This window comes from Vibrio zhanjiangensis, assembly GCF_030161235.1.
In the GTDB taxonomy this organism is placed as follows: Bacteria; Pseudomonadota; Gammaproteobacteria; order Enterobacterales; family Vibrionaceae; genus Vibrio; species Vibrio zhanjiangensis.
The window spans coordinates 1-21,780 of the sequence record NZ_BSPW01000058.1 but is presented as its reverse complement, the minus strand read 5'-3'; the positions used below and the strand labels follow the sequence as shown (position 1 = coordinate 21,780).

Genomic DNA, 21,780 nt, shown 5'->3' with positions numbered 1-21,780 from the left:
TAACACACTTGAGGTGATTGTTTACCGACCACTTTAATTGACACCACTATTTTTGGAGTCCAACGCTAGCATGCAAGATATCTCTGTTTCTACTTTGATCGATATGACCATTGGCCTTGCAACCGGCCATACAGAACAAGAACGATTCGATCGGCTTTTGGATGCGATACGCAAAGCCATCCAATGTGATAGTGTAGCCCTACTTTCATTGCAAGGAGAAACTCTTGTTCCACTTGCCATACAAGGGTTAACAAGAGACACGCTTGGGCGTCGATTCATCGTTGACGAGCATCCTCGATTAAAGGCGATATGTGCATCAAAAGTGGCCGTACGCTTCGATGCTCACTGTGATTTGGCGGACCCTTTTGATAATCTACTTATCGATTACGAAGGCGATTTGCCTATGCATTCTTGCATGGGGCTGCCCCTTATTTATGCTGATACATTGCTCGGTATTTTGGCGCTGGACAGCCTTACCCCCAACGTCTTCGACCAAATCCCCACACGAAGCTTAGATGCTTTGTCGGCGATCCTTGCGTCCACGTTAAAAGTTGCGATGACAGTGAGTCAACTCGAACAGCAAGCAAAGCAAACTCAGCAGCGATTCGAAGAACTCAATGAGGATGCTTGGGACAGAGACGGCGGTGATATCATAGGTGCTAGCCCACGGATGCTATCATTAAAATCTGATATTGAGGTGGTGGCTCCCTCCCATTTCAATATTCTCATTAACGGAGAAACAGGCGTCGGAAAAGAATTGGTCGCTCGGAGTATCCATCACTTATCCAATCGGCGCAAACAACCTCTCGTATATGTAAATTGTGCCGCTATCCCCGAAAACTTGGTCGAGAGTGAGCTCTTTGGCCACGTAAAAGGCGCATTTACTGGTGCCGATAAATCACGCTTAGGCAAATTTGCCCTTGCCGATGGCGGTACGCTGTTTTTGGATGAAATTGGCGAGCTTCCACTGAGTGCGCAAAGTAAGATTTTACGAGCGCTCCAAAACAACGAAATTCAGCCCGTAGGTCAAGACAAAGTAGAGACCATAGACGTTCGTGTCCTAGCCGCGACCAATCGGAACTTGCCAGAAGAAGTTAATGAAGGGCGTTTTAGAGCCGATCTCTACCATCGTCTAAGTGTATACCCTATTGAAGTTCCACCGCTACGCCAACGCGAAGGAGACATTATTCTTCTCACTGGATACTTCCTTGAGCAAGCCAGAAGAAAGCTCGGAATTATACAGATAAAACTGCAAAAAGAAGTCCAACATCTGCTGACACGCTACAACTGGCCCGGAAATGTTCGCGAATTAGAACATGTCATCAATCGCGCAGCATTAAAAGCACGAGCACGAGTAAAAAATACGAAGCTGATTACGGTGTCAGTCGAAGACATCGGTGAATTGAGTGCCCTACCCATTGATACTCATTCATCGCAGGCTCCCCACTCTGTCCCTATGTCACAATCGATAGTCTGCCGAGGATTACGTGAGTCCACAGAAGATTTCCAAAGACAGCTAATCACACACGCGCTCACAGAAGCTGACTTTAACTGGGCAGAAGCAGCTCGTCAGTTGAAAACTGATCGCGCTAACCTGACTCGGCTCGCCAAAAGACTTGGGTTAACCGTGACGAAGCAACATAAGATAAATACTCATTAGTCACTATTTTGGATACAATACAGCCACCACCTATCATGTTGTAAGGAATATTATGAAAGTTATCCGCTGGTTCTTAGGCCGAATCATTCTACTGCTCAATGCTGTTTTCTCCCCCAAAGGCCTCAAACGTCCAACACAAGAGCAACAGAAAGTCGATGAAAAAGCAAAATCATTGGCCTTGTACCAATTCGATGCTTGCCCTTTTTGCGTCAAGGTACGTAGAGCGATGAAGCGTCAATCAGTCAACATAGAACTGCGTGATGCTAAAACGAATCCACAACATAGGTCCGAGCTTGAGCTAGGGGGAGGAAAAGTAAAAGTTCCTTGTCTAAGGATAGAAAAGAATGATCAGGTTGAATGGCTATACGAGTCATCCGATATTGTGGCGTATTTAGAAAAAGAATTCGCATAAGTTTTGATTTCACACGGAAGGTAACATGGACGTTATTGCCTTAGATATCGAACAAATAAACGCTATTGTTTTTGACTTAGACAATACTCTAGTCAGCTCAAACTTGGACTTCAACTGGCTGAGAGATCAAATAGGCTGCCCAAGCAACATAGACTTACTCACTTTTATCGACAAACTTGATTGTTCACAATCAGCATTAAAAGCAAAACAGATCGTCCTTAATCATGAACTCGATGATGCGAACCACTCAACTCCTATGCAGGGTTGCCATGAGCTACTCAAGTTTATTGAGCAACACCATTTTTCTACTGCTATCATTACACGCAATTGCCTACAAGCCGCTCGCCAGAAAGTTGCACACAATAAATTGAATATTTCACGTATCATCAGTCGTGAGCACTTCCCTCCCAAGCCCGCTCCAGACGCTTTACTGGCTCTTGCTAATGAGTGGGGATTAGCTTCATATCAAGTGCTTTATGTTGGCGATTATGTCTACGACCTACAGGCGGCCAGTAACGCCAACATGCCCTCTTGCCTAGTCACTCACGGACACGTCCATCCCTTTTCTCACCATGCTTCAATATGTGTTTCAGAATTGGATGAGCTACTTACTTTATTCACAGTCAATCAAAACGATGAGTCATCAACCGGATGATACTGGCCTCACAGCCAAAATTATAAATATTAAACAATGCGATAGATGACGTTCCATCAATAACACCGTATGATTGTCAGCACTATTTTTTTGATAAGATCATTATGGCTTCAAGATCCCACCATCCCATTCAGGGAGCGAGCTGGATGCTCACCGCAGGCTTGGCATTTGCATTGGTCAATAGCCTTGCTCAGGTCGCCAGCATTAAATTCGGCTTATCTTCCACCACTGTCGCTTTGATCCAATATGCGATAGCACTGGTGGTTATTCTTCCCTATCTGAAAAACTTAGGTATTCGCCACTCTTTACGAACCAATTACTTAGGTTGGCACATTTTTCGAGTCTCCCTATCTGTGATTGGGATTCAGCTTTGGCTATGGGCTCTGGCTTATCCAGTCCCTATTTGGCAAGGCATTGCCTTGCTCATGACGTCCCCACTCTTTGCAACCATCGGCTCTGGTTTGTTTCTCAAAGAACAAGTAGGTGCTGCTCGCTGGGCAGCGACGCTATCTGGGTTTGTCGGTGCCATGTTGATTTTGGAGCCTTGGGCTGATGATTTTAGTTGGGCAGCATTACTGCCTATTGGTGCCGCATTCTTTTGGGCATGCTATTCCTTGATGGTAAAGAAATTGTCTTCCGATGATTCACCGTCCACTATGGTGGTTTATTTGCTCATTTTAATCACTCCATTTAACCTCTTGCTTGCCATTCCACAATGGCAGACCCCACAGGGTAGAACCATCTGGCTAGTACTTCTTTTTGCAGGGGCACTCACCGCTCTTGCACAGTGGGCTATCGTCAAAGCCTATGCAGTGGCAGATGCATCATTCGTCCAACCTTTCGATCATGCTAAATTACCACTGAATGTCTTAGCAGGCTGGCTTGTGTTTAACTGGGTTCCACCAGGAAGATTGTGGCTTGGCGCTGCGATTATTGTGGCCTCTGTTGCCTTTATCACTCAATGGGAAGCAAAAAAATATCGAGAATTGAAATAAATATTCGCCAATTCCGTTCTATTACTTAAAGATATGAATCGGAGAAACCTCTATGACAGATCCAATCAAATTGACACTATACCGTTGGGGCGGAAGTTGGGGACCATTTAGCGTAAAAATTCCCTGTGGTGAATGCACGTTAACTAAGGATATTTTAAAAGACACATTTGAGAACGAATTGTCTGAGGTTCCTGTAGAGCTGGAGATTAAAGACTGGCTATCTCATTGGTGGGAGCCTCTCAAAGTAGGCGCATGGCATGCACCTATTCTTATGGTTGAAGGCAAAGTGGTCAGTCAAGGTGAAGCGCTAAACCGTGGTGTATTAGTACAATCTGTCATAAAAGAGTGGACGAAACGCGATACGCTCAAGGGCAATATTGTGTATGGCAAAGCAACATGCCCATATTGTGTCAAAGCCAAAAAATTGCTCGATGATGCCGGTATTGAGTATCACTATCACGACGTAGTTAAAGATAGCGCTGCTTTGTATCGAATGATTCCTGAAGTGAAAGCCATCATAGGTGAAAAAACACCCGTCACTGTCCCACAGATTTGGCTTGACGGCCAATATATAGGTGGTTCAGACAATCTAGCCGTATGGCTCGAAGAAAAAGGGTTAAACAAAGTGCCAGACAATGTTGTCAATATGGACAACAACCAAAGCTCCGTTGGTTGAACAAGGAAGCCCCCAAAAAAGTTGGGGGCTCAACTATTTTGATTCACGCTTAGGCTGCTGAAACGTTTTTCCCGCCGCTTGGTAAGAGTCTTTGCGTTTCACGTCAAACATTACGTCAAAGAACCAAGCAACAAAACAAATCACATCATCGCCTTCATTCATAATGTGCTCAACGTACTCTTGTTCCTCACCCTGTTCATTTTTTTCCACTGTAACGTGGTAGATACGGTGTTCACCTTCCACTTCGGCCAATGCAAATTGACCGACTAGTGACAATGCAGCTTGCGCCACTTCTTCATTTTCGCACGATTTAAGCATTTCAAGTGCTTGGGGTAAGTTCTCTTGCTTACAAAGCGCGGTGACTAATTCAGAAAATTCTTTATGTTCCATCGTTGTCTCTACGAGCATATCGCTATTGATAAACACATTGTATCAATCAGTCTATGTGTTTCAAGCAAACTCTCTACGAGCGAGTGGCTGAACTCGATTTACATATAAGACCATCGCCATGACACTGGCACAAAAGAGATAAAAAATCCCCAACGCAGCACTACTTTGTATCCAAGTTTCAACCATATAACCACCAAGTAGCCCCGCTAGACACATTTGGATGGCCCCAGTTAACGCAGACACTGCACCCGCTTGCCTTTTGTGGGGCGCAAGTAACATTGCAATAGAAAGTGGAAAGGATAAGCCTTGTGCAACCACCATCCAAGTAAATGCCCAGATTATATTAAATACGGTCAGATCATACGCGAGCAACCAGAGACCGGATAACACAATGATGCCAACCGACATAACCAATATTTTCTGTGAACTCAGGTACCGTGTGAGAACATTTAATGCCAGAGTACCCACTAGTAGCCCTGCTGATGGGATCACCATAACAACCCCATATTGCGCTGCGGTTAAACCCAATTCATGCTGGAGAATAAAAGGCATCACAGACAAAGAAACCACACACGCCAAGTATGTAATCCAGTTATAACTCGCACTGCTCAGGACTTGTTTATTTTTAATTATCTGCGCATAGTTTGTTACCACTTTTCTGATATCAAATTCCGTTCTCTCATAACGCATGGTTTCAGAAAGCAAGCAGTAGCCTAAAACAAAAGTCGCAACCAAAAAGGCCAATACAAAAATAAATACCGCTTCCCACCCATAATAAAACGCTACCCAGCCACCAACAACAGGCGCAAGAACAGGCATAATAGAGGCCGTCACTGACACATAGGACAATGCCTTAGTTAATTGATGTCCATCATAACAATCTCGTAAAACACTGCGGCCTAATACTGACGCACTGCCGGCACCTAAGCCTTGAAGTAGACGACCAAAGACCAGAAACCAAAGGTTATGGGTATATAGAATACAAATGACAGTTCCAACTAAGTAGATACCTTGGCCGAGCAAAAATACCGGTCTTCTACCAATGGCATCGGACAAAGGGCCATAAAAAAGCTGAGAACCGCCAAATCCGAGCAAAAATAGGGTCACTAAAAGCTGCACATCGGACTGACTAACTTGAAGCGCTGTACTGATCATTGGCAAAGAAGGCAGATAGATACTCACTCCAACCTGTCCTGTCGAAATAATTAACATTGCCATCAATATAGGCGCTTTGTTCATCGCTGTTCCTCATTCGTTTTGTCTACAGCTAAGCTTAATTTAATCGCTATATAATGATAATATCTTCAAAAGGAAACTAATTAGTTCCCAGTAGGAACGAGTAGGGCAAAGAAATGGACTGGATTCAAAGTGTACAAAGTTACATACGTGTAGTTGACGAGGGCAGCTTCAATGGTGCTGCTCGCAAAATGAACACCACCAGCTCAGCAATAAGCAAGCGTGTACATTGGCTTGAAGAAAGAATTGGCGTTCAACTTCTAAAACGCACCACTCGAAGCGTTACTCAAACTGAGGCTGGAGCACTGTTTTACCAAAGAGCAAAAGTACAGCTAGATGGGTGGCAGTCGGTAGTTGATGAAACACGCTCAGTGAGCCAAACGCCAGCAGGACTCCTTAAAATTGGGGCGACGATTGCTGTTGGCTCAAAATTTCTTGTGCAGTATTTAGATGATTTTCTGCAAATGTACCCTGACATACGTATCCAATTAATAACTACTACACCTGGACAGTTGCCAGAGCTCAGTTTGGATCTTTTCATCAGCCGTGAACTCGAACAACTTAACTCTTTAAGCTTTAAGGCGACCGCTCTGTTTGAGCATAAAGCAGGTTTCTACGCTTCACCAACCTATATAGAAAAACATGGCGAACCAAACTGTGTCGAAGATTTAAAGCTGCACAACATGCTCATTTGGGGAGAAAGGCCTCAACGAGAAATTAAGCTGAACACGGGTAAAAGAATTATGCTGACAGGCAACCTCTCAACCACCAACCCAGAAGCCCTGTTCTATGCAGCAAAAAATGCAATGGGAATAATGATTTCAAATGACATCATGATAAAAGATGAACTCAAAACGGGTACTTTGAGAAGAGTACTTCCGTCAATAACCACTGATGAAACAACCGTTTATGCATACTATCCCAAATTGGACTATCAGCATACTCGTACCAAACTGTTTCTCGACTATCTTAAGAATCGACTCTGATTCTTGGTCACCTTTAAGTAAGAAAATTACTATCAAAATTTGAAATAATATGAGACCTATACCATATTTAACCGTGGCATTACCAATAAATAAGTGATTTAAATCACGACAAATTAGGTGGTTCAAATGGCTAGGACACCGATACATGCGACATCGATAAATTTAGATGTCTTAAACCACACTTTGAAGCTTGATGGCGTGGAGTTGTTAGATCAAGTCACTCGAGTTTTACATCAACATTTTCAAACATTTTGCACCTGTATTGTCGAAATCGACAAATTCAATGGCAATGCTTATTGCTTGTCTCAAACTTTTACTGAATCAAAAAGCATCCCCACGTCCTATTCTCTTAGACATACTCCCTCGTCTAGAGTGAGCCAATCGGAGCTTGAATACCTTCTGTATGCACAAAAAGTTGCAACGCAGTTTCCTGAAGACCCTTATCTATGTGAAAACAAACTTGAAGGCTACATAGGTGTCCCGTTAAAAACCGAACAAGGAGAAGCACTAGGAGTTCTATTGTCAACGTTTGACCATCCTATCGAGAATCCAAAAGAGTTGATCTATTGCCACATGCTGTTTGCAAATGTGATTGTTCATAGTCTAAGAGTCAAGTGGCTTACTGCTCGCTCTGATAGTCTTGTTAGACAGCTAAGTTACGAAGTTTCACATGATGATCTAACTGGACTGCTCAATAGAAGTTATCTATCTGACAAGCTAGAACGTCTATCGGAATCATACCCAAGTTATTTAGCTTTGGTTTACGTTGATATTGACAATTTCAAAACCATTAATAACTTATATGGACAATATATCGGCGATCAAGTACTAAAGTTTGTTTCGCACTCAATTGAATCCTCTCTCCATAATCGGCAACAAGCCTTTCGCATTGCAGGAGACGAGTTTGCGTTCATTACCTATGCCAATGACCCTGTCGACGTCTGCCGCTTGATACTCGCAAAATTGGACGCTGGATATAAGGATTCAGAGCACAATATAAAAGTAAACGTGAGCATGGGGATAGCAATAAAAACAGATCGTAGACTAAGTGGTGATCAATTGATCCTCAATGCGAGTTTAGCTCTGAAAGACTGTAAACAATCGAGAAATGCACAAATCCACTGCTACGACACCGAACTCAGCTCTCTATACTACAGACGAACGACAGTCATTGAAGCGCTGCGTAAAGAGCTGGCACCCAGTACTCAAAAACCCAGCGGAATTTATGTTGTTGCACAACCTATCGTCAGACAGGATCAAGACCATTGGGACTATTTTGAAATACTTGCACGCTGGGACAGCGCTCTATTGGGCCCTGTTGCTCCTATTGAGTTTATTGAAGCTGCTGAACAATCAGGCTTAATCATAGGCCTAGGAGAAAGAATCATCGAGCTCGCTTGCGTTGCCAAGAAAAAGCTGGAAGCGGGTTTAGGTTATAAAGTGAAATTGGGCATAAACTGTTGCGCGTATGAACTCAACGACAACAATCGTTATCTGACATACCTTACTTCAACAATCGCCCGCTACGGATTTAAGCCCGAAGAATTTACTATTGAGTTAACTGAGACTGTATTGCTATCCCAAGCAAATGAAGCCAGTTATATTCTTGACCAGATGAGACACCTCGGTTTTAGAGTTGCACTGGATGACTTTGGGACTGGCTATTCAAGTCTTAACTACATTCACCGCTACCCAATTGATTGTATAAAAATCGATGCCAGTTTTATTCGTAATATGATGTACAACACTACCTCAGAACACTTAGTTTGGCTTATTATTCATCTGGCTAAACAACTCAGCGTTGAGCTCGTTGCCGAAGGTGTGGAAGACAAACAGGTGCTTGATAAGCTTCATCAAATGGGGTGTAGACAAATCCAAGGATTTTTCTATTCACGTCCAGAAAAGCCCGAAGCCCTTATTGAATTGCACAATAATTTGCGCCCCAATAATCCCCCACCCGCACTCGCGGCCAATTGAGACCATTAATAATACCTACCATTGCGTAATAATTTACACACACTTGGCGTCGTAAGCGCGCTAATGTCTTGCCCCTTAGCGATCGCACACCTGATATCAGTACTTCTAACTCTTACCTTCTCTGGACAAGCCATGACCGACCAAGTGTCAAGAATCTTATCGGCTTGATGAAATTTAGCAAAATTGAACAGATTGTCAGGGCCAACAATAAAAGTAATATGGTCTTCGGGGTGTCGGTTTTGAAGTTCAGTCAAAACCGCAAAGGTTGTGACACTTTGTTCAGGCTGATACAAGTGCTCCTCAATACGGCTTAACTTTACGTTATTAAGATTTAAGTCTTGTATAAAAGCCTCTACCAATTCACACCGTTTCACATAATCAAGCATCTCTTTTCCCCAAGCGTGAGAAATGCTTGGTATTAATAAAACGCGATCAAAGTGCGTTAATGACTCAATGACACTCTGGTGACCAATACTAGGTGGATTAAAAGCACTACCAAACACCGCAATTTTGTTCATTTTTTTTCCTGATAGCCGTGAATTCACTGTTCATAGTTTTCTAAACTGTTCATTGAGGTATGATATTACTATTATTTCGTAAAATCATGCTTGCAGGAAGAAAACCTATGGAACAGCAAATCCGCGACGAAATGCGTGTACTGCCATCAATTGATCCACAATTTGAAATCACGCGTCGGGTCGAATTTATCAAGAATAAGCTAAAGGAAGCACGATGCAAAGCCTTGGTACTAGGTATCAGTGGTGGCGTCGACTCAACAACCTGTGGTCGTTTAGCACAAATTGCCGTTAACGAACTCAATAGCGAGGCCGACGCAGGGTATCAGTTTATCGCTGTTCGCCTGCCTTACGGTGAGCAAAAAGATGAAGATGAAGCTCAGATTGCTTTGGAGTTTATCCAGCCTACTCACTCAGTGTCTGTCAATATCAAACCAGGCGTCGATGGCTTACACGCATCTTCTCAACAAGCTCTCGCCAATACTGGCTTATACCCAACGCAAGCTGAAAAAATTGATTTCGTCAAAGGAAATGTAAAAGCGAGAGCGAGGATGGTCGCGCAGTATGAAATTGCAGGATATGTTGGAGGACTCGTTTTAGGGACAGATCATTCTGCAGAAAACATCACTGGCTTCTACACCAAATTTGGTGACGGTGCCTGTGATTTGGCCCCTCTTTTCGGCCTAAGTAAACGTCAAGTTCGAGAACTAGCAGATACTCTTGGAGCGCCTAAAGTGTTAGTCAACAAAACACCGACTGCGGATTTGGAAGAGTTAGACCCGCAAAAAGCAGACGAAGATGCCTTAAGTCTCACGTATGACCAAATTGACGACTTCCTTGAAGGCAAACCCGTTTCACAAGATACAATCGATCGTTTGATCGCGATTTATAAAGCGACACAGCACAAACGATTACCCATTCCAACCATTTATGACTGATAACCAAACAGCATAGGGTTCTTTGGTCCAATGATGTAAGGAGCGTAACTGAGCATAAGTTTTATACTTGAATACGCTTCTTCCCTACCGTTGATTAATATCTCACAATACAATAAAACAGTATAATTTCCGAACAGTTAGGCTGTCGTATGTTCCTCAAGCTAAGATTTTTGACCGTAACTGGGCATTACCGCTCGATGGTGTTTTAAAAAGATTCCCATTAGAAGCAAACTAAATAGAGTCAAAAAGCCAATACCACCTCCAGAGCCAGAACTAGAAGTTCCCACATTACTCACCAAAACACGCTGACCATTAGTCGTAGTAACGTAATACTTGGGGATTTCCTGCCCATTGATCACTCGATTTACCCAACCAATATAGTCATAGATATCGGTAAAAACAGAAGTTACGGGCAACGATGGGTTACCACAAGAGTTAGGCCCAAAACTGGTGATGCCTATTTGGATATATTGCGCACCATCAAACAGATATACAGGGCCTCCTGAATCTCCATTGCAGGTAGAATTCTTGTAACTTCCTGATTGCGCACCACCAAAACAAATTTGCTTATCTGTAATCGCACCATATTGAAAACGACAGTCATTCCATGACACATATTCAAGCGTCGTTTGTTGCAATATCGTACTTCCCGATACATTTCCTGCAACAAGCCCATGACCAATAGTGTAATAGTTAATACTGCCCCCTACGGAAGGAAAGTTATTGTTATAAGTGGTATTAAGCATGTAAGTATAATCAGGGGTTGAGAGAGGGGTCTCAAGTTTAATAATGGCAATATCATTAGGCCATAATGCTGTGCCTGAATCTATGTAGTCATCAGGGTAATAAAACTCCGATGCTCTCGCCTTTTCGGCACCGTAGTAATTTGATTCATCAAGCAACTGGGGAATAACAAAGGTATTGAGCATATTGCTCGGATTGTCATAAATACAATGAGCAGCCGTCAGAGCGTATTGGCTATTTAGCATAGTCGCACCACAATAGTTACTGTATGCACCGCCACTTATATAAAACAGACTGGAAAAAGAAGGATAGGTCGCAATATTGGTTACGTCAGTTCCATTGACTATTCGAGTAGACACCTCGCTAGCCAGCGTACGAGAGACCACAAATACCAAGCTAAGAAAAACCCATGATGCTTTCATCTTTCCGTCTCCCTTTTTGACTATCACACTTAAGTTTAGTCTACAACTAGGGAGGGGTTAGGTTCTAAGATGTTAATATTTATAAAAATAATAACATCAATATCACAAACGAAGAAATAAAAAACCTCTCAAATGAGAGGATTTATTTTTAAGATCTTAAACGAAGTTACTCATTCAACCACGGTAATAACGCTGCGGTACAAACGGCATCTTTTCAACCGTCATCGGTAATTTCTTACCACGAACATCCGCAAATAGCTCGGTTCCTATTGCCGATAAATCCGCACGAACGTATGCCATAGAAACCGGTTTACCTGCATTTGGCCCTGCGGTTCCACTGGTGACGACACCGACCTTATTGTCATTTACGTCAAACAACTCGGCACCTTCGCGCACAGGCGCCTTCGTTTGCCCCACAAGACCGACACGCTTGCGCGAGACATCTTTACTCTCAATTTGCTTAAGAATGATATCGGCACCAGGGAACCCCCCTGCTCTTTCGCCATCTGTGCGACGAACTTTCTGAATTCCCCACAGTAAGCTTGCTTCTACAGGCGTTGTGGTAGTATCTAAATCATGACCATATAGGCATAGCCCGCATTCTAGACGCAGCGAATCACGTGCACCAAGACCAATCCACTCAACTTCTTCTTCTGACGTCAATTTATTTGCTAACTCTTGAGCATGAGTATTCGGAACTGAGATTTCGTACCCATCTTCTCCCGTGTAGCCGCTGCGACTGACAATACACTCAACACCCAGAATGTCGAGTTTTTTGACGTCCATAAACAGCATATTGGCCACCTCTGGATTGAAGCGCTTGAGTACATCCACAGCTTTAGGACCTTGAAGAGCAAGTAAAGCGCGATCGTCAATTACTTCCAGTTCAACACCTGTCGGCAAATGGGCATTTAAATGGGCGATATCTTGCTCTTTACATGCGGCATTAACCACAACAAATAGATGATCGCCAAGGTTAGCCACCATAAGATCATCCATAATTCCGCCTTGCTCATTGGTGAAAAAAGCATAACGCTGATTACCTTGAGGTAAATCGATGATATCAACGGGAACTAAAGACTCTAGAAACGCAGCGGCACCTTCTCCGCGCAACCGAAGCTGCCCCATATGGGACACATCGAAAAGCCCAGCGGCATCTCGAGTATGCAAGTGCTCTTTCTTTACGCCTAATTTGTATTGGACTGGCATATCATAGCCTGCGAAAGGAACCATTTTGGCACCAGCTTCAACGTGAAGCGAATGAAGTGGTGTTTTGAGTAGATCTTGAGTCATTGTTGTCTCCATTTAATCAGGTCCGTTTTCCACACGAGGAAACCTTGTTTCCAATAATAAACAAGAGTGAGGTCATTTTGCACTCTTAACAAGATTAGAAGCATTCAAAATGTGACATTTAACATCATATTCACATTTTTTGAGGACAAAAGAAAACGCCACCTCAGCCGAGATGGCGCTATTGTACCGACAAAAACCCAAAAAGCAAACGTTTGCTTTCATTATAGGAAATCTGGCATAAGTATCACTATTTGGCCGTAACCCATAAAATATTGGCATCTTCATCACTGGTCGAAACCAACATATGCCCCATAGTGGCATCGTAATACACACTGTCTCCTTCACCCAGTTCTACCGGCTCATAAAACTCCGAATAAAAGCGCACTGACCCAGACAAAATCAGCAAAAACTCTTCGCCGTCATGACGCACCCAATCGCCATATTCATCAAAGCTACGAGCGTGGATTTGGCTTTTAAAAGGCATCATTTTTTTATTGGACAGTTGGGTTGCCAGCAACTCATGTTCATAAGTTGGCGTGGGGTGGGGTTTACCTTGGCCTACCTTGGTGATATCCCTGCGCGCCATTGCCACCTTTTTTCTTGGTGGTTCAAAGAGTTGCGGCATATCTATTTGCAGCCCAAGCGCCAATTTTTGCATCGCTTGAAACGTTGGAGAAATCTGCTCATTTTCAATCTTACTCAGTGTTGAACGAGCTAATCCTGTACGCTGACTTGCCTCCTCAAGAGTGATCCCTAACTTACTTCGGATATCCTTAATTCTCTCGCCTAATTTTAGCGGCTCAATATTTTGATCGCCGTCTTTTGCAAGAGTCAAAGATGGGTACTCGTCATAGCTATCTTCAGGCATGTATCCCTCTTCAATTGAATGTCCATTTCCTGTTGGTTTTTATTGTGCCTTAAGCCTATCGGATTAAAAAGATAACTTAGGCAAATAAATCGTGCTCAAGGTAACATTTTCAGAAACCATGTTTCCAATAGGAAATTTTTAGTTGATTATAGCTTCAACAAAAGCTATGTTACCAGCTTGTTAGTTGTAGAGATGCGATTTCCGAGCAAACTGATAACGTGATTTAGCAGTGAAGTTCGGGTTTTTCCCCGCGATTATAACATCTTTTGGGGTATGGAATTCACCCTGTCTTCCTCGATGAGGACAGTAAACAGAAAGAGGACTAACGAGAGCGATAATCCTATTAATAATCTCGTTAGCACGAATGGAAGGTCATCTACCATGAACAACACATACCAAAATCACAGCCTAGAGAATTTTTTCTCTACTAACCTTGCTGCTACCGATGATGCCGTTTTTGCTGGTATTCAAGCTGAAAACACTCGTCAAAATGAACAAATTGAGTTAATTGCTTCTGAAAACATTGTATCGAAAGCCGTGATGCAAGCTCAGGGCACTTGCCTAACCAACAAATATGCAGAAGGTTACCCTGGTCGTCGTTACTATGGCGGCTGTGAGCATGTTGACACCGTAGAATCCATCGCCATTGAACGCGCAAAGCAACTTTTTAAATGCGAATACGCAAACGTTCAACCTCATTCTGGCGCTCAAGCCAATGGCGCAGTGAAGCTCGCATTACTTCAGCCCGGTGACACCATTTTGGGCATGTCGCTTGATGCAGGTGGTCACTTAACGCACGGTGCTCGCCCTGCTCTGTCTGGCAAATGGTTCAACGCCGTTCAATATGGTGTTGATCGTGAAACGCTGGAAATCAACTATGAAGATGTGCGTCAGCTTGCGATTGAACACCAGCCTAAAATGATCATCGCGGGGGGAAGTGCCATCCCACGTACAATCGACTTTGCCAAATTTCGTGAAATTGCCGATGAAGTCAACGCCATTCTCATGGTCGATATGGCACACATCGCAGGGCTTATCGCAACAGGTGCCCACCCTAGCCCACTGCCACATGCGCACGTAGTGACCACCACCACGCATAAAACGCTGCGTGGCCCACGTGGCGGAATGATTCTCACCAACCATGAAGACATCAATAAAAAGATCAACTCTGCGGTGTTTCCGGGTCTTCAAGGTGGTCCACTGATGCATGTCATCGCGGCCAAAGCGGTCGCCTTTGGTGAAGCACTTGGCCCTGAGTTTTCAAGTTATATCGATTCTGTCATCGACAATGCCAAGGTGTTGGCAGAAGTATTGCAAACTCGTGGATGTGACATTGTTACCGGTGGTACAGATACACATTTAATGCTTGTTGATCTTCGTCCTAAAGGACTGAAAGGTAACAAAGCAGAAGAAGCGCTAGAACGTGCAGGGATCACATGTAACAAAAATGGCATCCCATTCGATTCTGAGAAGCCTATGATTACATCGGGTATACGTTTAGGTACGCCAGCGGGAACAAGCCGCGGCTTTGGCGCTGAAGAATTCAAACTTATTGGTAATTGGATTGGCGATGTACTGGATGGGTTAGTCAAAAACCCAGAAGGTGATGCAGAAGTGGAACAACGCGTTCGCAAAGAAGTGAAAGCATTGTGCAGCCGCTTCCCTCTTTACCGGTAAACAAATTTAAACAAAGTTATTTTTTGGAGACAAGCAATGGACAAAACACTGAAGTTTGCAGATAGCCATGAGTGGGTACGTGACAACGGTGATGGAACGGCAACGATTGGTATCTCAGAGCACGCTCAGGAAATGTTAGGTGACGTAGTATTCGTTGACCTACCTGAAGTAGAAGCTGAAATCGACGCAGGTGACAGTTTCTCTCTGGTTGAATCTGTAAAAGCAGCTTCAGACATCTACGCCCCGATTACTGGTGAGATAATTGCTGTAAATGAAGACCTCGAAGATAGCCCAGAGCTTATCAACGAAGAGCCTTATGAAGGCGGCTGGATTGTCAAAGTGAAAATGTCAGACCCGTCTGAACTCGACAATCTTAAAGACGCGGAAGAATACCTAAACTCGATCGAAGACGAGTAATAGGCAAATGTGTAAAGCTGTCCCATTAATGGGGGCAGCTTTTTTTCAAAGTTCGGACTTATAATTCTTTATATCATTAGTGATATCCCATACCCGAATGATGGAGTAGGTAAAGGACAATGACTGAATTACTTCAAAGCCTTAGCACCCAAAATGAGTTCGTTGCTCGCCACAACGGCCCTAATAAAAATGACCAACAGACCATGTTGGATGCCATCAAAGCAGCAAGCCTTGATGCGCTAATTAACGAAACCGTGCCCGCGCAAATCCGTGTTGAAAAAACCATGGCTCTTGCTGATGCGATGAGCGAAGCAGATATGCTGTCGGCCATGCGCAAATTTGCTGACCAAAACCAAGTTAAGCGTACCTTTATTGGTCAAGGTTACTACAACACATTCACACCGAATGTCATCCTACGTAACGTATTGGAAAACCCAGGTTGGTACACGGCCTACACGCCATACCAACCTGAGATCTCACAAGGTCGTCTAGAAGCATTGCTTAACTTCCAGCAAATGGTCATGGACCTAACGGGTATGGATATTGCCAATGCCTCATTGCTCGATGAAGCCACTGCAGCAGCGGAAGCGATGACGTTATGTAAGCGTGCTGGTAAGAGTAAGAGCAACGTCTTTTTTGTCGCAGACGATGTGCACCCGCAAACACTAGAAGTGATCAAAACGCGTGCTAAATACATTGGCTTTGAGGTTCTAGTCGGCTCGCTTGATTCTCTTGCCGAGCAAGATGTGTTTGGCGCACTGGTTCAATACCCGTCGACCACTGGCGAAATACGCGATCTCACCGATCTGATTGCCAAAGCCCAAGCGAACAAAATCTTGGTGGCTGTTGCGACAGACCTGCTTGCGTCAACCCTACTCAAGCCAGCGGGTGAAATGGGTGCCGATGTCGTGATTGGCTCAACCCAGCGCTTTGGTGTTCCTATGGGCTACGGCGGTCCACACGCTGCTTTTATGGCAACACGTGAAAAGCACAAGCGTACCATTCCTGGCCGTGTGATCGGTGTGTCTATCGATAGTAAAGGCAAGCAAGCACTGCGCATGGCGATGCAAACCCGTGAACAGCACATTCGCCGCGAGAAGGCGACGTCTAACATCTGTACGGCGCAAGCTCTGCTGGCAAATATGGCGTCATTCTACGCTGTCTATCACGGCGCAAAAGGTCTTCGCACTATTGCGCGTCGCACGCACCATATGACGGCTATCCTTGCGGCAGGTCTCGCAAAATCAGGTTTTGAGCTTGCACACAATAGCTTCTTTGACACCATTACCATCAACACAGCCTCCAGCACTGACGAGCTGTATGCCAAAGCGCAAGCCGCCGACATTAACCTGCGCCGACTCACAGGCCAACTCGGTGTAAGCTTTGACGAAACCACCACGACCGCAGACATTGAAGCCTTGTTTGCCGTCTTTGGTGTCAAACAAGACATCCATGCTCTATCAACAGAAATTGCATCTAACGAGTTTGCTGCGATTCCTGAAGCATTGCGCCGCACGTCTGAGTATCTTACTCACCCAGTGTTTAATACGCATCACAGCGAAACACAAATGATGCGCTACCTTAAGCAGTTAGAGAACAAAGACTTCTCTTTGACTCACGGTATGATTCCACTCGGTAGCTGCACCATGAAGCTGAATGCGGCAGCGGAAATGATTCCGGTGACTTGGCCTGAATTTGGGGCTATTCACCCATTTGCGCCCATCGAACAAGCGGCAGGTTACACAGCTCTTGCCAATGATCTCAAGCAGAAACTGTGTGAGATCACAGGGTATGACGCCTTCTCCTTACAGCCAAACTCTGGGGCTTCAGGTGAGTATGCTGGTCTTATCGCCATTCAGCGCTACCATGAGAGCCGTGGTGAGGCGCACCGTAATGTGTGTTTGATCCCAAGCTCAGCCCATGGCACAAACCCAGCCACCGCGTCTATGGTATCGATGAAAGTTGTGGTCGTGAAATGCGATGAAAACGGCAATATTGATATCAGCGATCTGGCAGACAAGATTGAAAAGCACAAAGACCACCTGTCTAGCATTATGATCACGTATCCTTCAACGCACGGTGTGTACGAAGAGCAAGTGAAAGAAGTGTGTGAAATGGTTCATGCCGCTGGCGGTCAAGTGTACCTTGATGGTGCTAACATGAACGCGCAAGTCGGACTGACGTCTCCGGGCTTCATCGGTTCTGACGTGTCTCACCTTAACCTGCACAAGACATTCTGTATCCCGCACGGTGGTGGTGGTCCGGGTATGGGGCCTATCGGCGTTAAATCTCACCTAGCGCCTTTCCTACCAGGTCACATTGAAAACGGTGTGGAAGGCGACGATATGGCGGTATCGGCAGCCGATCTCGGCAGTGCGTCTATCTTGCCAATCTCATGGGCCTATATTGCGATGATGGGTGAAGCGGGCTTGACCGATGCAACCAAAGTTGCCATTTTGAATGCCAACTACGTGATGGAGCGTCTACGTCCTCACTACCCAGTGTTGTACCGTGGTAGCAATGGCCGTGTGGCTCACGAATGTATTATCGATATTCGTCCGCTGAAAGAAGACACTGGCATTAGCGAAGAAGATATTGCCAAACGCCTGATGGACTACGGTTTCCACGCACCGACCATGTCTTTCCCTGTGGCTGGCACACTCATGATTGAGCCAACAGAGTCGGAAGATCTGGAAGAGATCGATCGTTTCTGTGAAGCGATGATCGCCATCCGCGAAGAAATGACCAAGGTGAAAAACGGTGAGTGGCCACTAGAGAACAACCCTCTCGTCAACGCCCCTCACACGCAAGCAGACCTGTCTGAAGCTGAGTGGGATCGGCCATACTCGCGTGAGCTAGGTTGTTTACCAACAGCAGCAACGAAGCAGTGGAAATACTGGCCAACGGTGAACCGTGTCGACAACGTCTACGGCGACCGTAACCTAATCTGCTCATGCCCAAATATTGATAACTACGAAGAGTAAGTTGCTGTTTTGAAAACAGGAAACTAACTTGAATAACACAGGCACCATATAGACAGAATATGGTGCCTATATTTTTGTCTATACAGCATATTTTGACTCATACCGTTCAGAAAGTAGTGAACGATGAACTTCACCATACCCTTACATCTACATCTACATCTACATCTACATCTACATCTACATCTTATTTTCGACCAACTCACCTTGATTTCATCTCAGCTTCGCCGTAAATTCAATCACTTATACTCATATGGTTAAGTAGCGTAGCGACTAAAATAATGAACCTTTTTCTAGAATCAGTTTCCGAAGGCAAATACTGGATAGCGGTGACGATTGCCTTCGTCTCTATTTTGCTCAATATCCAGAAAGTGACTGAGTATTACTTTTATCTGCGTAAAAATAGACAAGCTCAAATTTTAGCCGCATTGCAAGAGCCTTTAGTGTCATCCGAGTTAAAGAGCCACTTAAGAAATGAGCTGGATATTGAATATTTTAAGAGTGTACATGGCGTGCGTTTAAGTACACCTATGCTAAACGCGCTCTTTGTGCTCAACCAGAGACTAGGCGATAGTGTCGCCTTTCGACATGTTTTGCGGGCTTTTAAGAATACACCCGATATCTCTGGCATAGAGCAATACTCATTTCGTATCAAGGTTAGCTTATTTGAAACCCTAATGAACTTATACAACCTTATCGCTGGTGTTGTTATTGCTGCTTTCGGTTTTTTGGGCTTTATGTTGTCTATCCACATAATAATAACTGGTGGTGAGCTAAGCACTTATATGACGGGTATCCTACTTATTCCAATAGGCGCTTTTATGTTTGATGATGGTGTGGCTTTTGTCTCGGTTCGCCACATTAACCAAGCACTAGAGGATTATGAGCAAAGTGTTTTGCACACGCCTTTAAGCTGATTGAGTGACCATGCAAATACGTATATAAGCACATGAAATAAGCTCTTTTACTGTGTGTCCTAAATGCCTCTTTGTGATCCGTAACAATGGCGATGCTTAAGCCAGTCATAAAATTTCTTACCATTTCTAGCTCTTCTGCTTGTTCAATGGGTGTAGGTCAACTCAATAGCCAGCTTAACAAGCTGGCTATTGAATATTAATATTTTTAGCGTTAGGTAAATTATTACTCCATGATTGCTCCACCGCTATTGGCGTGAATTAAATCGCGTACAGAGCTAGCTATACTATGTACATGCTGCGGCCTAAGCATAGAGACATGTGACCCTTCCACTGGATAACAGGAGAAACCCTTTTGGCTGAGTTTTCCGTGTGATTCATGAACCTTAAGAAGGCTTTCTTGAGAGAAAGACTCCTTGCTATACAGCAACGTCAATGGCCCATTGATCGACTGGCTCGCTCGATAATCAAAAGAAATTTTTTCCTGAAAGTTGTATATCTCCAATATGGCTTCTACTTGTCGACTCCCCCTTTCTTGTGAAATCAAGCCAGCGTTTGTCATCAATTGAATCAATTCTGCTTTCGCTTGTTCTTGACTCAATGAGCCCAAAGGAGAAACAGTCACATCGAGAAACTCTTGCATCACACTGAGCACTTTTTCTTCTGTACTTAACGTATCTTCAGGCATGTCCTCCGCCATGACACCACAGAGTTCAGCATCAAGCAGGATGCAGCTAACCTCTTTGTTTTGTGTTTCCAGCCTGAGCGCTATTTCAAATGCGACTCTGGCACCATAAGAATGACCCAATAACCAATACGGCCCATTAGGCTGATAGCGCTGTATCTCCTCCGTATATTCGTCCAACATTTCAGCCCAGTTTTTATGTGGTACCTGATCACCAGCTATACCTTTGGGCTCTAACACAACGACTTTCGCATTGGGTTCCAGTGCTTTGGCGAGTGCTTGATAAGCGGCACTTGAACCACCTGCCCCTGGCACTGCATAAACAATAGGTAAGCTCTTCATGCTCTCATCGTTTGAATGCATTTCCACAAGCGGTTGCCATACATTGTCTTTTGACTGATTGTTATCAATTTGCTCGGCAAGTTGATACAAATAACTATTGGAAAAAATGGTTTTAACCAATAAATGTGTCGAAAACGTATCATTAATCGCTGCAACCAGCTTCATCGCCAGTAACGAATGTCCACCGAGCTCAAAGAAATGCGCATCACGGCTAACGGGCAAGTTTAGGTGCAGCAAGGTTTGCCAGAGTTCTGCTAAGCGCGCTTCGGTGAGGCTTTGCGGGGCTTCATAAGCCCCAGTCACCTGAGCTAAATCCGGCTCAGGCAAGGCCTTACGATCCACTTTACCGTTAGGCGTTAATGGCAACTGCTCCAGCACCACAAAAGCCGAGGGCACCATGTAATCGGGCAGCACGGCTTTTAACCTTTGCTTGAGTGACTCGATCAGAGCGTCTTCGTCCAAAGCCTCAGGCACCTCAGCCTCTGTGACATAGGCGGCTAAGCGCTTGTCACCACCGCGATCTTCACGGGCTAACACCACGGCTTCTTTAACGCTCGGCTCACGCAGCAGCTGAGACTCGATTTCCCCTAACTCAATCCTAAACCCACGAATTTTGACCTGATGATCCAAACGACCTAAAAAGACAAGGTTGCCATCGGGCAGCCAGCGCACCAAATCTCCGGTGCGATATAGACGCGCGTCTGGGTCATCACTAAAGGGGTGAGCAATAAACTTGTCAGCCGTGAGTTCAGGGCGATTGAGATAACCGCGCGCTAAGCCCACACCGCCAATACAGAGCTCGCCTGACACACCGATGGGCACAAGCTGCTGCTCTGGTGAGAGCACATAGCCTTCTGTATTACCTAAAAGCTGTCCGATGGAGGCTGCACTTCCTGCATGATGGAAGTCTGTCACCTCACATAGAGTGACCACATGGGTTTCAGTCGGGCCGTAGTGATTGAATAAACGGCAGTGTGGGTGCCGGTTAAAAAACTCG

At 44.6% G+C, this 21,780-nt stretch carries 19 protein-coding genes; 12 read left to right on the top strand and 7 right to left on the bottom strand.

The features are described from left to right. The first annotated feature begins 70 nt into the window (after positions 1-70). The 5 genes from norR (at position 71) to QQK21_RS13490 (ending at position 4,398) form a co-directional block, all read left to right on the top strand. Positions 71-1,660: a nitric oxide reductase transcriptional regulator NorR gene (norR, locus tag QQK21_RS13510; RefSeq protein WP_284192717.1), complete on the top strand. Its 1,590-nt coding sequence runs from the start codon at positions 71-73 to the stop codon at positions 1,658-1,660. Between the two features lie 52 nt (positions 1,661-1,712). Continuing rightward, the gene (locus QQK21_RS13505; RefSeq protein WP_284192716.1) at positions 1,713-2,072 is read left to right on the top strand and encodes a glutaredoxin family protein; all 360 of its coding nucleotides are present in this window, start codon (positions 1,713-1,715) and stop codon (positions 2,070-2,072) included. A 25-nt stretch (positions 2,073-2,097) separates the two neighbouring features. Then, on the top strand, positions 2,098-2,727 hold the full coding sequence (locus tag QQK21_RS13500; protein ID WP_284192715.1) for an HAD family hydrolase: 630 nt from the start codon (positions 2,098-2,100) through the stop codon (positions 2,725-2,727). Positions 2,728-2,831: 104 nt separating this feature from the next. Then, positions 2,832-3,722, top strand: coding sequence for a DMT family transporter (locus QQK21_RS13495; RefSeq protein ID WP_284192714.1), 891 nt, complete (start codon positions 2,832-2,834; stop codon positions 3,720-3,722). A gap of 52 nt (positions 3,723-3,774) precedes the next feature. Then, the gene (locus QQK21_RS13490) at positions 3,775-4,398 is read left to right on the top strand and encodes a glutaredoxin domain-containing protein (RefSeq protein WP_284192713.1); all 624 of its coding nucleotides are present in this window, start codon (positions 3,775-3,777) and stop codon (positions 4,396-4,398) included. Between the two features lie 33 nt (positions 4,399-4,431). Here the strand turns inward: QQK21_RS13490 and QQK21_RS13485 are convergent, their stop codons facing one another. Both QQK21_RS13485 and QQK21_RS13480 read right to left on the bottom strand, forming a co-directional pair. Next, complete coding sequence (locus QQK21_RS13485) at positions 4,432-4,788, bottom strand: hypothetical protein (protein ID WP_284192712.1); 357 nt, start codon at positions 4,786-4,788, stop codon at positions 4,432-4,434. A gap of 60 nt (positions 4,789-4,848) precedes the next feature. Then, entirely contained in the window at positions 4,849-6,027 is a 1,179-nt protein-coding gene (locus QQK21_RS13480) for a multidrug effflux MFS transporter (RefSeq protein ID WP_284192711.1), read from the bottom strand. A 113-nt stretch (positions 6,028-6,140) separates the two neighbouring features. Between QQK21_RS13480 and QQK21_RS13475 the strand changes: the two genes are divergently transcribed. Continuing rightward, the gene (locus QQK21_RS13475; protein ID WP_284192710.1) at positions 6,141-7,010 is read left to right on the top strand and encodes a LysR family transcriptional regulator; all 870 of its coding nucleotides are present in this window, start codon (positions 6,141-6,143) and stop codon (positions 7,008-7,010) included. Positions 7,011-7,136: 126 nt separating this feature from the next. Further along, positions 7,137-8,987, top strand: coding sequence for a putative bifunctional diguanylate cyclase/phosphodiesterase (locus QQK21_RS13470; RefSeq protein ID WP_284192709.1), 1,851 nt, complete (start codon positions 7,137-7,139; stop codon positions 8,985-8,987). Between the two features lie 5 nt (positions 8,988-8,992). On the opposite strand, the gene QQK21_RS13465 is transcribed toward QQK21_RS13470, so the two are convergent. After that, positions 8,993-9,505 carry a nicotinate-nicotinamide nucleotide adenylyltransferase gene (locus tag QQK21_RS13465; protein WP_284192708.1) on the bottom strand — a complete coding sequence of 171 codons (513 nt, stop codon included), beginning with the start codon at positions 9,503-9,505 and terminating at the stop codon, positions 8,993-8,995. A gap of 107 nt (positions 9,506-9,612) precedes the next feature. Here QQK21_RS13465 and nadE point away from each other — a divergent pair, with 107 nt between their 5' ends. Beyond that, positions 9,613-10,440 carry an NAD(+) synthase gene (gene nadE / locus QQK21_RS13460; RefSeq protein WP_284192707.1) on the top strand — a complete coding sequence of 276 codons (828 nt, stop codon included), beginning with the start codon at positions 9,613-9,615 and terminating at the stop codon, positions 10,438-10,440. Between the two features lie 161 nt (positions 10,441-10,601). Here the strand turns inward: nadE and QQK21_RS13455 are convergent, their stop codons facing one another. The 3 genes from QQK21_RS13455 to QQK21_RS13445 form a co-directional block, all read right to left on the bottom strand. Further along, the gene (locus QQK21_RS13455) at positions 10,602-11,606 is read right to left on the bottom strand and encodes a S1 family peptidase (protein ID WP_284192706.1); all 1,005 of its coding nucleotides are present in this window, start codon (positions 11,604-11,606) and stop codon (positions 10,602-10,604) included. Positions 11,607-11,780: 174 nt separating this feature from the next. After that, entirely contained in the window at positions 11,781-12,899 is a 1,119-nt protein-coding gene (gene gcvT, locus QQK21_RS13450) for a glycine cleavage system aminomethyltransferase GcvT (RefSeq protein ID WP_284192705.1), read from the bottom strand. Between the two features lie 247 nt (positions 12,900-13,146). Next, the gene (locus QQK21_RS13445; protein WP_284192704.1) at positions 13,147-13,767 is read right to left on the bottom strand and encodes a helix-turn-helix domain-containing protein; all 621 of its coding nucleotides are present in this window, start codon (positions 13,765-13,767) and stop codon (positions 13,147-13,149) included. Positions 13,768-14,148: 381 nt separating this feature from the next. On the opposite strand from QQK21_RS13445, the gene QQK21_RS13440 reads away from it, so the two are divergent. The 4 genes from QQK21_RS13440 to QQK21_RS13425 all read left to right on the top strand — a co-directional run bounded on the left by QQK21_RS13440 (position 14,149) and on the right by QQK21_RS13425 (position 19,759). After that, complete coding sequence (locus tag QQK21_RS13440; protein WP_284192703.1) at positions 14,149-15,444, top strand: serine hydroxymethyltransferase; 1,296 nt, start codon at positions 14,149-14,151, stop codon at positions 15,442-15,444. Positions 15,445-15,480: 36 nt separating this feature from the next. Continuing rightward, complete coding sequence (gcvH, locus tag QQK21_RS13435; protein WP_284192702.1) at positions 15,481-15,861, top strand: glycine cleavage system protein GcvH; 381 nt, start codon at positions 15,481-15,483, stop codon at positions 15,859-15,861. 119 nt (positions 15,862-15,980) lie between these two features. Further along, positions 15,981-18,845, top strand: coding sequence for an aminomethyl-transferring glycine dehydrogenase (gcvP, locus tag QQK21_RS13430; RefSeq protein WP_284192701.1), 2,865 nt, complete (start codon positions 15,981-15,983; stop codon positions 18,843-18,845). A gap of 278 nt (positions 18,846-19,123) precedes the next feature. Further along, entirely contained in the window at positions 19,124-19,759 is a 636-nt protein-coding gene (locus tag QQK21_RS13425; protein ID WP_284192700.1) for a hypothetical protein, read from the top strand. Between the two features lie 223 nt (positions 19,760-19,982). Here the strand turns inward: QQK21_RS13425 and QQK21_RS13420 are convergent. Further along, a partial coding sequence (locus QQK21_RS13420) for an alpha/beta fold hydrolase (RefSeq protein ID WP_284192699.1) occupies positions 19,983-21,780 on the bottom strand: 1,798 nt, incomplete at its 5' end.